Annotated in this window: 11 protein-coding genes; 10 read left to right on the top strand and 1 reads right to left on the bottom strand. The window is 65.7% G+C overall.

The features are described 5' to 3' along the window. Positions 1 to 11: 11 nt before the first annotated feature. Positions 12 to 827, bottom strand: a complete 816-nt coding sequence (map, locus tag B7P44_RS10805; protein WP_084903785.1) for a type I methionyl aminopeptidase — start codon at positions 825 to 827, stop codon at positions 12 to 14. Between the two features lie 372 nt (positions 828 to 1,199). Between map and rpsB the strand changes: the two genes are divergently transcribed. The 10 genes from rpsB to B7P44_RS10750 all read left to right on the top strand — a co-directional run bounded on the left by rpsB (position 1,200) and on the right by B7P44_RS10750 (position 11,711). Further along, positions 1,200 to 1,943, top strand: coding sequence for a 30S ribosomal protein S2 (rpsB, locus tag B7P44_RS10795; RefSeq protein WP_026044645.1), 744 nt, complete (start codon positions 1,200 to 1,202; stop codon positions 1,941 to 1,943). A gap of 162 nt (positions 1,944 to 2,105) precedes the next feature. Further along, positions 2,106 to 2,987, top strand: a complete 882-nt coding sequence (tsf, locus tag B7P44_RS10790) for a translation elongation factor Ts (RefSeq protein ID WP_084903782.1) — start codon at positions 2,106 to 2,108, stop codon at positions 2,985 to 2,987. Between the two features lie 155 nt (positions 2,988 to 3,142). Continuing rightward, a complete protein-coding gene (gene pyrH, locus B7P44_RS10785; RefSeq protein ID WP_084903779.1) occupies positions 3,143 to 3,856 on the top strand; it encodes a UMP kinase in 714 nt (237 codons plus the stop codon). A 112-nt stretch (positions 3,857 to 3,968) separates the two neighbouring features. Then, a complete protein-coding gene (frr, locus tag B7P44_RS10780) occupies positions 3,969 to 4,529 on the top strand; it encodes a ribosome recycling factor (protein ID WP_084903777.1) in 561 nt (186 codons plus the stop codon). A gap of 49 nt (positions 4,530 to 4,578) precedes the next feature. Further along, a complete protein-coding gene (gene uppS / locus B7P44_RS10775; protein ID WP_084903775.1) occupies positions 4,579 to 5,361 on the top strand; it encodes a polyprenyl diphosphate synthase in 783 nt (260 codons plus the stop codon). Further along, on the top strand, positions 5,355 to 6,179 hold the full coding sequence (locus B7P44_RS10770) for a phosphatidate cytidylyltransferase (RefSeq protein WP_084903772.1): 825 nt from the start codon (positions 5,355 to 5,357) through the stop codon (positions 6,177 to 6,179). Before uppS ends, B7P44_RS10770 begins: the two co-directional genes overlap by 7 nt. 16 nt (positions 6,180 to 6,195) lie before the next feature. Further along, complete coding sequence (locus B7P44_RS10765; RefSeq protein WP_084903770.1) at positions 6,196 to 7,392, top strand: 1-deoxy-D-xylulose-5-phosphate reductoisomerase; 1,197 nt, start codon at positions 6,196 to 6,198, stop codon at positions 7,390 to 7,392. Positions 7,393 to 7,403: 11 nt separating this feature from the next. Beyond that, entirely contained in the window at positions 7,404 to 8,777 is a 1,374-nt protein-coding gene (gene rseP / locus B7P44_RS10760) for an RIP metalloprotease RseP (protein ID WP_084903767.1), read from the top strand. 60 nt (positions 8,778 to 8,837) lie between these two features. Beyond that, a complete protein-coding gene (bamA, locus tag B7P44_RS10755; RefSeq protein ID WP_084903765.1) occupies positions 8,838 to 11,147 on the top strand; it encodes an outer membrane protein assembly factor BamA in 2,310 nt (769 codons plus the stop codon). 66 nt (positions 11,148 to 11,213) lie between these two features. After that, a complete protein-coding gene (locus B7P44_RS10750; protein ID WP_193834367.1) occupies positions 11,214 to 11,711 on the top strand; it encodes an OmpH/Skp family outer membrane protein in 498 nt (165 codons plus the stop codon). Positions 11,712 to 11,719: the final 8 nt, after the last annotated feature.

Here is an 11,719-nt window from a genome sequence, read left to right as displayed (position 1 = left end):
CGCGGGCGCGCTCAGGCCGCCGGGGTCGAATGGGCGAAGACGGGGCGCTCGGGCGAGCCGGCGGACACGGTCAGCACGTCGTAGCCGGTTTCGGTGACGAGCACGGTGTGCTCCCACTGCGCGGACAGGCTGCGGTCGCGCGTCTTGACCGTCCACTGGTCGGGCATCGTGCGGATGTCGCGCTTGCCGGCGTTGATCATCGGCTCGATCGTGAAGATCATGCCCGGCTTCAGTTCGACGCCGGTGCCCGGGCGGCCGTAGTGGACGACCTGCGGGTCCTCGTGGAACACCGTGCCGATGCCGTGGCCGCAGTACTCGCGCACGACGCTGTAGCCCTGCGCTTCCGCATGCTTCTGGATCGCGTGGCCGATGTCGCCGAGGTGCGCGCCCGGCTTGACCTGGTCGATGCCGAGCCACATGCACTCGTAGGTGGTCTGCACGAGGCGCTTCGCGAGGATCGACCCTTCGCCGACGATGAACATCCGGCTCGTGTCGCCGAAGTAGCCTTCCTTGATCACGGTGACGTCGATGTTCAGCGCGTCGCCGTTCTTGAGCACCTTGTCGCCCGGGATGCCGTGGCAGATCACGTCGTTGACGGAAATGCAGCACGACGCCGGGTAGGGCGGGTAGCCGGGCGGCTGATAGTTCAGCGTCGCGGGAACCGTGCCCTGCACGTCGACCATGTAGTTGTGGCAAAGGCGGTCGAGTTCGGCGGTCGTGATGCCGGCGACGACATGCGGGGTCAGGTAGTCGAGCAGTTCGCTCGCCAGACGGCAGGCGACGCGCATCTGCGCGATATCGTGTTCGTTTTTGAGCGTAATAGCCATCGAGGTGTGCCTGGAAAGCGGTGAATTGACGGATTATCGCACCTTATGGCGGGTGTCGCAGCCCCGGCGCCCGCGTGGATGCGGGTTTTTGCGGATTGCCGCGGGCACCGCCGCCGGCCCGGCAAAGTGTCGGGCGACTTGAGGGCGGACAACTCGGCGTGCTATACTCTTTGGCTAAGTCGACACTCAAATGCCTCGCATGTCCCAAGCTGGGGCGGCGTTTGCGGTGAAAGGCTTGCGGCACGGGCAGCTTCGTTTTTGCACGTGCCGAATCGCAAGCCGGCGCAACCAGGGTGCCGGCCGCGCGGAGCGGAAAGCCTCGCGCGGCGGTACGGCAGCCGGCTTAAGACCCAACCCTCGTGGAGAATTTACATGGCAGTTACGATGCGCCAAATGCTGGAAGCGGGTGTCCACTTCGGTCACCAGACCCGTTTCTGGAACCCGAAGATGGCACCGTTCATTTTCGGTCACCGCAACAAGATTCACATCATCAACCTCGAAAAGACGCTGCCGATGTTCACGGACGCACAGAAGTACGTGCGTCAGCTGGCAGCGAACCGCGGCACGATCCTGTTCGTCGGCACGAAGCGCCAGTCGCGCGACACGATCGCTCAGGAAGCGCAGCGCGCAGGCATGCCGTACGTCAACGCACGCTGGCTCGGCGGCATGATGACCAACTTCAAGACGCTGAAGGTTTCGATCAAGCGCCTGAAGGACATGGAAGCGGCCGTCGAATCGGGCGAAACCGAGAAGATGAGCAAGAAGGAAGCGCTGCTGTTCGAACGTGAAATCGCCAAGCTGCAGAAGTCGATCGGCGGCGTGAAGGACATGGGCGGCATTCCGGACGCAATCTTCGTCGTCGACGTCGGCTACCACAAGATTGCCGTCACCGAAGCGAACAAGCTGGGCGTGCCGGTCATCGCCGTGGTCGATACGAACCACTCGCCGGAAGGTGTGGACTACGTGATCCCGGGTAACGACGACTCGAGCAAGGCCGTCGCGCTGTACGCGGAAGGCGTGGCCGACGCGATCCTGGAAGGCCGTGCGAACGCGGTCAACGAAGTGGTCCAGGCAGTGCGTGGCGGCGACGACGAGTACGTCGAGGAAAACGCGTAACTGGCCCCGAGCCGGCGCAAAAAGGGGGCTCTCAACAGGCCCCCTTTTTTTAAGCTTGTGCGCCGGACCTGATCGCGCCGAATCGGCGCGGGTCCGGAAACGAATCTCGGCCGTTCGCGTCCAAGCGGGCGGCGTTGTGAATACAGACTCAAGGAGCGAATGATGGCGGCAATTACCGCAAGCATGGTGGCAGAACTGCGCGCAAAGACCGACGCACCGATGATGGAGTGCAAGAAGGCGCTGACGGAAGCCGACGGCGACCTGGCCAAGGCTGAAGAGCTGCTGCGCGTCAAGCTCGGCAACAAGGCGAGCAAGGCGGCATCGCGCGTGACGGCCGAAGGCGTCGTCGCATCGTTCGTCGGCGGCAACGCAGGCGCGCTCGTCGAGCTGAACTGCGAAACCGACTTCGTCGCGAAGAACGACGACTTCCTCGCATTCTCGAAGACGGTTGCAGAACTCGTCGCGACGCAAAACCCGGCCGACGTGGCTGCGCTGTCGGCGCTGCCGCTCGAGGGTTCGACGGTCGACGCAGTGCGTCTGGCGCTGATCGGCAAGATCGGCGAGAACGTCTCGATCCGCCGTTTCGTCCGTTTCGAAACCGCGAACCAGATCGCGACCTACCTGCACGGCTCGCGCATCGGCGTGATCGTCGAGTACACGGGCGCGGAAGAGCAGGTCGGCAAGGACGTCGCGATGCACATCGCGGCAATGAAGCCGGTCGCGCTGTCGTCGGCCGACGTGCCGGCCGAGCTGATCGAGACGGAGCGCCGCGTGGCCGAGCAGAAGGCTGCGGAATCGGGCAAGCCGGCTGAAATCGTCGCGAAGATGGTCGACGGCAGCGTCCAGAAGTACCTGAAGGAAGTGTCGCTGCTGAACCAGACGTTCGTGAAGAACGACAAGCAGACGATCGAGCAGATGCTGAAGGCTGCGAATGCTGCAGTGCAGAAGTTCGCGCTGTTCGTCGTCGGCGAAGGCATCGAGAAGCGTCAAGACGACTTCGCCGCCGAAGTGGCCGCGCAAGTCGCAGCAGCAAAGCAGCAGTAAGCAGTCCGGCAGCACCCGCGGCGGGCGTCCGCTCCCGCCGCGGCCGGCGGCGCTGCCGGTCGGCCGGAATCCGGTCTGGCCGGCGGCGCTTGCCCGAATCAGTATTTCGCCCCTACAGTTCGTGGTTGTCATCCTCTCGTCGCTCGGAAGCCCCTATGTCCAATGCCTATAAACGCGTCCTCCTCAAACTTTCCGGCGAAGCGCTGATGGGCGACGATGCCTTCGGCATCAATCGCGCTACGATTGAGCGGATGGTGGCCGATATCGCCGAAGTCGTGCGACTCGGCACGCAGCTCGCGGTGGTGATCGGCGGTGGCAATATTTTCCGTGGCGTCGCGGGCGGCGCGGCCGGCATGGACCGCGCGACGGCGGACTATATGGGGATGCTGGCGACGATGATGAACGCGCTGGCGCTGCAGGACGCGATGCGCCACGCCGGCATCGAGGCGCGCGTGCAGTCCGCGCTGCGGATGGACCAGGTCGTCGAGCCGTACATCCGCCCGCGTGCGATCCGCCAGCTCGAGGAAGGCCGCGTCGTGATCTTCGCTGCCGGCACCGGCAACCCGTTCTTCACGACCGACACGGCTGCTGCGCTGCGCGGCTCGGAAGTGGGCGCCGAGGTGGTGCTGAAGGCGACGAAGGTCGACGGCGTGTATTCCGCCGATCCGAAGAAGGATCCGTCCGCCACGCGCTACACGACGATCAGCTTCGACGAGGCGATCAGCCGCAACCTGCAGGTGATGGACGCGACCGCGTTCGCGCTGTGCCGCGACCAGAAGCTGCCGATTCGCGTGTTTTCGATCAACAAGCCGGGTGCGCTCAAGCGCATCGTGCTGGGCGAGGAAGAGGGTACGCTCGTCCACGTGTAAACTCCCGCGGATGCGGGCGACCGGCCGGGCAACCGGTTGGCGCGCCCGCGCGGCGCCGCTGCGCACGCGACGAGTCCGCGTCCATTGAAGATTTGAAGGTTCGGAGGTTGAAATGAGTGTCGCTGATGTCAAGAAGGGCGTAGAGCAGAAGATGCAGCGCTCGATCGAAGCGTTCAAGAACGATCTGGCGAAGATCCGCACGGGCCGTGCGCACACGGGCCTGCTCGATCACGTGCAGGTCGACTACTACGGCTCGATGGTGCCGATCTCGCAGGTGGCCAACCTGACGCTCGTCGACGCGCGCACGATCGGCGTGCAGCCGTGGGAAAAGAACATGGTCGCGAAGGTCGAGAAGGCCATCCGCGAAGCCGACCTGGGCCTGAACCCGGCGACGTCCGGCGACCTGATCCGCGTGCCGATGCCGCCGCTGACGGAAGAGCGCCGCCGCGAGCTGACGAAGGTCGTGAAGAGCGAAGGCGAGACCGCGAAGGTCGCGATCCGCAACCTGCGCCGCGACGCGAACGAACAGCTCAAGAAGCTGGTCAAGGACAAGGAAATCTCGGAAGACGACGAGCGCCGCGCGGGCGACGACGTGCAGAAGCTGACCGACAAGCACGTGGCCGAAATCGACAAGCTCGTCCAGAGCAAGGAAGCGGAGATCATGACGGTCTGACCGTCGTTCTCGCGTACCGCCTTCTTCCCGCATTACTGTCTCAACGGCCATGACTTATACCAGCTCTACCGTTCGCGTGCCTGACGTCGGCGCCGTGCCGCGTCACATCGCGATCATCATGGACGGCAATGGCCGTTGGGCGACCGAACGCCGCCTGCCCCGCGTCGCGGGGCATACGCGCGGCGTCGACGCGGTGCGGGCGGTGGTCGAGGGCTGCGCGCGCGTCGGCGTCGAATACCTGACGCTGTTCGCGTTCAGCTCGGAGAACTGGCGGCGGCCGACCGAGGAAGTGTCGTTCCTGATGCGGCTGTTCATCACCGCGCTGGAGCGCGAGGTCGGCAAGCTGCATGCGAACGGGATCCGCCTGCGCGTCGTCGGCGATCTCGATCGCTTCGAGCCGCGGATCCAGGCGCTGATCCGCCGCGCCGAAACCAAGACGGCGCGCAACACGCGCCTCACGCTCACCATTGCCGCGAACTACGGCGGCCGGTGGGACATCCTGCAAGCGACCCGCAAGCTCGTCGAGCAGGCCGTGCGCGAGGGCTGCGAGGTGGAAGTCAGCGAAGACAGCTTCGCGCCCCACCTGGCGATGGCCTATGCGCCGGAGCCTGACCTGTTCATCCGCACCGGCGGCGAACAGCGCATCAGCAACTTCCTGCTGTGGCAGCTCGCGTACACCGAATTCTATTTCACCGACAAATTCTGGCCGGACTTCGACGGCGCAGCGCTGGCCGCCGCGCTGGCGTCGTACACCGATCGCGAGCGCCGCTTCGGCCGCACGAGCGCGCAGCTCGAGCCGCAATCCCAGAACGCCGATTCCCTTTCATGCTGAAAACCCGTGTGATCACGGCGGTCGTGCTGCTGGCGGTGCTGCTGCCGGTGACATTGTTCGCGCCGTTGAGCGCGTTCGGCGCGCTGATCGGCGTCGTGCTCGTGTTCGCCGCCTGGGAATGGGCGCGCCTGCTGAAGCTCGGCGGCGCCGGCCCGGTCGTCTACGCGATCGTCGCGGCGCTGGCGCTGCTGGCGACCACGCGCCTCGGCATCGGCACCTCTTCATCCCGCCCCCTTTTTGCGGCGGCCGGCGTGTTCTGGCTGCTGGTCGGCCCGTTCGCGCTGCGGCGCAAGCCCGTGCTCGCCGAGGGCGTGTGGCGGCCGTTCCTGCTCGCGGCCGGCCTCGTGATCTTCACCGCCTGCTGGCACGCGCTCGTCGCGGCGCGCGCACAAGGCGTGCCGTTCGTGCTGTCGCTGCTGCTCGTTGTGTGGCTGGCCGATATCGGTGCATATTTCGCGGGCAAGGCCTTCGGGAAGCGTAAACTGGCAGTCACGATCAGCCCCGGGAAGAGCTGGGAAGGGGCGGTGGGCGGCTGGCTCGCCGTGATGGTCGTCGCGAGCGTCGCGATGGCTGCGCACCTGTTCGAGCCGACCCTTTTTTCTGCCTTCGCCGCGCAGTTCGGCGGGCCGGGCGCCTGGGCGGCGCTGACGCTGCTCGTCGCGTACAGCGTGATCGGCGACCTGTTCGAGTCGCTGCTGAAGCGCCAGGCCGGCGTGAAGGATTCGAGCGGTCTGCTGCCGGGGCACGGCGGCGTGCTCGATCGCGTCGACGCGCTGCTGCCCGTGCTGCCGCTCGCGATGCTGCTGTTTCACGGTTAAACCCTACACTTCAGTTATGCAAAAACGCCTGACATTGCTCGGTTCGACGGGCTCGATCGGAGACAGTACGCTCGACGTGGTCGCGCGCCATCCGGAGCGCTTCTCGGTTTATGCGCTGACCGCGCATCGCAACGGCGACAAGCTGGTCGCCCAGTGCCTGCGCTTTGCGCCCGAGGTCGCGGTGGTCGGCGACGCGCAGACGGCCGCGCACGTCGAAGCGCAACTGCGCGCGGCCGGCAGCAAGACCGCGGTCGCCTACGGGCCGCAGGCGCTCGTCGACGTGTCGCAGAGCGACCAGTGCGACACCGTCGTCGCGGCGATCGTCGGCGCGGCCGGCCTCGCGCCGAGCCTCGCGGCCGCGCGCGCCGGCAAGCGCATCCTGCTCGCGAACAAGGAGTCGCTCGTGATGTCGGGCGCGATCTTCATGGACGCGGTGCGCGACCACGGCGCGATCCTGTTGCCGGTCGACAGCGAACACAACGCGATCTTCCAGTGCATGCCGCGCGACGCGGCCGAGCACGGCGGGATCGCGAAGATCATCCTGACCGCGTCGGGCGGCCCGTTCCGCACCCGCGAACCGGCGACGCTCGTCGACGTGACGCCCGACGAGGCGTGCAAGCACCCGAACTGGGTGATGGGCCGGAAGATTTCGGTCGATTCCGCGACGATGATGAACAAGGGCCTCGAGGTGATCGAGGCGCACTGGATCTTCGGGCTGCCGGGCGACCGGATCGACGTGCTGATCCATCCGCAGAGCGTGATCCATTCGCTGGTGTCGTATCGCGACGGCTCGGTGCTCGCGCAGCTCGGCAATCCCGACATGCGCACGCCGATCGCGCATGCGCTCGCCTATCCGGACCGCGTCGACGCGGGCGTCGAGCAGCTCGACCTCGCGCAGATCGCGCAGCTGTCGTTCGAGAAGCCCGACTACGCGCGCTTCCCGTGCCTCGCGCTCGCGCTGAAGGCGATGGCTGAAGGCGGCATCGCGAGCGCTGCGTTGAACGCGGCGAACGAAGTCGCGGTCGAAGCGTTTCTCGAGCGCCGGATCGGCTTCATGGCGATCGCGGCGACGGTCGACGCGGTGCTCAACGCGCTGCCGAACCGCGCGCCGAACGGGCTCGACGACGTCCTGGCGGCGGATACCGAGGCACGCCGCCTCGCCGCCGAAATCATTGCGAAAGCGCCTGCGCCACGCGTGGAGCGCACTGCCTGAATGAGGTGCTCATGAACGTGCTGGTCGAACTGATCGCGTTTGCGGTGGCGATCGGGGTGCTGGTTGTCGTGCATGAGTACGGTCATTATCGCGTCGCGCGCTGGTGCGGCGTGAAGGTGCTCCGCTTCTCGATCGGCTTCGGCCAGCCGGTTGCGCGCTGGGTCAGCAAGAAGACCGGCACCGAGTGGACGCTGTCCGCGCTGCCGCTCGGCGGCTACGTGAAGATGCTCGACGAACGCGAACCGGGCCCCGGCGTGAAGCCGGAGGAACTCGGCCAGGCGTTCAACCGCCAGTCGGTCGGCAAGCGCATCGCGATCGTCGCGGCGGGGCCGATTGCCAACTTCCTGTTGGCAATTCTGCTGTTTTCTGTCGTATTTGCATCCGGCGTGACCGAGCCCGCGGCGATCATCGCGCCGCCGGCGGCCGGCACGGCGGCGGCCCGCGCGGGCTTCGACGGCAACGAGACGATCGTGTCGATCCGCGACGCGCGAGGCGGCGACACGCAGCCGGTGCGCTCGTGGCCGGACTTGCGCTGGAAGCTCCTCGCAGCGGCGTTCGATCACCGGGAGGTCGTGCTCGGTGCGCGCGACGGCGGCGCTTCGACGTTCGATTTCCGCGTCGATCTGCGCAATATCGCGGAAGGCGACATCGACGACGATTTCATGGCGCGGCTGGGCTTCGAGACGGGGGGCGGCACGCTGTCGGTCGCGTCGGTGCAGCCGGGCAGCGCGGCGCAGCAGGCGGGGCTGAAGAGCGGCGACAAGCTGCTTGCGCTCGACGGCGAGCGGATCGGCGGCGCGTCGCGCTTCATCGACGCGATCAAGCACCATGCGGGCAAGACGCTGACGCTGAAGATCGAGCGCGGCGGCGTCACGCAGGCGGTCACGATCATGCCGCAGGCGCAGCCGGACGACGAAACCGGGCGCCAGGTCGGCCGCATCGGCGCGGCGCTGTCGATGCAGACGCCGGGCGTCGACGTGCGCTACGGTCCGATCGACAGCGTGAAGCTGGGCGCGCGCCGCACGTGGGACATCGCGGTGTACTCGGTGCGGATGTTCGGGCGGATGGTCACGGGGGACGCTTCGCTGAAAAACCTGTCGGGTCCGGTGACGATCGCCGACTACGCCGGCAAGAGCGCTCGGCTGGGTCCGTCGGCGTTCCTATCGTTCCTCGCCCTTGTCAGCATTAGCCTTGGCGTACTGAACTTGTTGCCGATTCCCGTTTTGGACGGGGGGCATCTGTTATATTATCTGGTTGAAGCCGCGACCGGGAAAGCCGTTTCGGAGCGCTGGCAACTGATTCTGCAAAGAGCCGGGTTGATCTGCATCGTCGCATTGTCGGCGATCGCGCTGTTCAACGATCTGGCTCGGTTAATCCATTTCTGAAGCGTCAGGCGGCGGCCACGGGCAGCCGCCTGATTTGATGCAGCTAAATATTGGGGATGCATGTTGTTCAAACCTCATCGCTTTGTACCTAAGACAATGGCAGCGGCGGCGCTCGCCGCGCACGGACTCGCGGCGCATGCAGCCGCGCCGTTCGTGGTGCAAGACATCAAGATCGAGGGCTTGCAGCGCGTCGAACCGGGCTCCGTGTTCGCGTACCTGCCGATCAAGCAAGGCGATACCTTCACGGACGACAAGGCATCCGAAGCAATCCGCGCGCTGTACGCGACGGGCTTTTTCAACGACGTGCGCATCGCCACCCAGGGCAACGTCGTGATCGTGCAGGTTCAGGAGCGTCCGGCGATTGCGTCGATCGACTTCACCGGCACGAAGGAATTCGACAAGGACAACCTGACGAAGGCGCTGCGCGCCGTCGGTCTCGCGGACGGCCGCTACTACGACAAGGCGCTCGTCGACAAGGCGGAGCAGGAGCTCAAGCGCCAGTACCTGACGCGCGGCTTCTACGCGGCCGAGGTCAAGACCACGGTCACGCCGGTCGACGCGAACCGCGTGTCGATCCTGTTCGCGGTCGCCGAAGGCCCGAGCGCGAAGATCCGCCAGATCAACTTCATCGGCAACAAGGCGTTCAAGACGAGCACGCTGCGCGACGAGATGCAGCTGTCGACGCCGAACTGGTTCTCCTGGTACACGAAGAACGACCTGTACTCGAAGGAAAAGCTGACCGGCGACCTCGAGGCGGTGCGCTCGTACTACCTGAACCGCGGCTACCTCGAGTTCAACATCGAGTCGACCCAGGTGTCGATCTCGCCGGACAAGAAGGACATGTACCTGACGGTCACGCTGCACGAAGGCGAGCCGTATACGGTGTCCGGCATCAAGCTCGCGGGCAACCTGCTCGACCGCGAGGCCGAGCTGACCAAGCTGATCAAGATCAAGCCGGGCGACCGTTTCTCGGCCGAGAAGCTGCAGCAGACGACGAAGGCGATCGTCGACAAGCTCGGCGAATACGGCTACGCGTTCGCGGCCGTCAATGCGCAGCCTGACATCGACCAGGCGAACCACAAGGTGAACCTGACGCTCGTCGTCGATCCGAGCCGCCGCGTGTACGTGCGCCGCGTCAACATCGTCGGCAACACGCGCACCCGCGACGAGGTCGTGCGCCGCGAAATGCGCCAGCTCGAGAGCTCCTGGTTCGACTCGAGCCGTCTCGCGCTGTCGAAGGACCGCGTGAACCGCCTCGGCTACTTCACCGACGTCGACGTGGCGACGGTGCCGGTCGAAGGCACGAACGACCAGGTCGACGTGAACGTGAAGGTCGCCGAGAAGCCGACCGGCGCGATCACGCTGGGCGCGGGCTTCTCGTCGACGGACAAGGTCGTGCTGTCGGCGGGCGTGTCGCAGGACAACGTGTTCGGCTCGGGCACGAGTCTCGCGGTGAACGTCAACACCGCGAAGAGCTACCGGACGCTGACCGTCACGCAGGTCGACCCGTACTTCACGGTCGACGGCATCAAGCGGATCACGGACGTCTACTACCGCACGTACCAGCCGCTCTACTATTCGACGAACTCGAGCTTCAAGATCGTCAGCGCGGGCGGCAACATGAAGTTCGGCATCCCGTTCTCGGAAGTCGACACCGTGTACTTCGGCGCGGGCTTCGAGCAGAACCGCCTCGACGTCGATTCGAACACGCCGCAGAGCTACCAGGACTACGTGAACCAGTTCGGCCGCGTGTCGAACACGGTGCCGCTGACAGTCGCGTGGTCGCGCGACGCGCGCGACAGCGCGCTGATCCCGAGCCGCGGCTACTTCACGCAGGCGAACATGGAGTACGGCGTGCCGGTCGGCAAGATCCAGTACTACAAGGCGGACCTGCAGGCGCAGTACTACTATTCGTTCTCGCGCGGCTTCATCCTGGGCATGAACCTGCAGGGCGGCTACGGCAACGGCATCGGCAACCCGTACCCGATCTTCAAGAACTACTACGCGGGCGGTATCGGCTCCGTGCGCGGCTATGAGCCGAGCTCGCTGGGCCCGCGCGACTCGAAGACGAACGACCCGATCGGCGGCTCGAAGATGGTCGTCGGCAACATCGAGCTGACGTTCCCGCTGCCGGGCACCGGCTACGACCGCACGCTGCGCGTGTTCACGTTCGTCGACGGCGGCAACGTGTGGGGCAACGCGCCGGGCGGCAACAGCACGGGCGCGAACGGCCTGCGTTACGGCTACGGCGTCGGCCTCGCGTGGATCTCGCCGATCGGGCCGCTCAAGTTGAGCCTCGGCTTCCCGGTTCAGAAGCACGAAGGCGACAAGTACCAGAAATTCCAGTTCCAGATCGGGACGGCGTTCTGATCGAACGCTCATGACAACAGCAACGAGAGGGTAATTTTGCTAACCGGTAAGTTTTCGAAACGAGTGATGTGCGCGCTGACCGTTGCGCTGGCCCTGGGCGCCGCGACGGTGCACGCACAGGACGTCGCCCGCATCGCGGCGGTCAATTCGGATCGGATCCTGCGCGAGTCCGTGCCCGCGAAGGCGGCGCAGACGAAGCTCGAAGCCGAGTTCGCGAAGCGCGACAAGGATCTGCAGGACATGGCGCAGCGCCTGAAATCGATGTCGGATTCGCTTGACAAGAACGGCTCGTCGTTGTCGTCGGCCGATCGCGCGCAGAAGCAGCGCGACCTCGCACAGCTCGACACCGACTTCCAGCGCAAGCAGCGCGAGTTCCGCGAGGATCTGAACCAGCGCCGCAACGAAGAGCTGGCGGCGGTGCTCGAGCGCGCCAACAAGGTCATCAAGCAGATCGCCGAGCAGCAGAACTACGACCTGATCGTGCAGGAAGCCGTGTACGTCAGCCCGCGCATCGACATCACAGACAAGGTGCTCAAGGCGCTCGCGTCCGGCTCGATAAACTGAACGGAGCG

It is taken from the genome of Burkholderia ubonensis subsp. mesacidophila (assembly GCF_002097715.1).
GTDB classification, from domain to species: domain Bacteria; phylum Pseudomonadota; class Gammaproteobacteria; order Burkholderiales; family Burkholderiaceae; genus Burkholderia; species Burkholderia mesacidophila.
The sequence above is the reverse complement of the archived record's forward strand: the minus strand, read 5'-3'. Positions and strand labels throughout refer to the sequence as shown.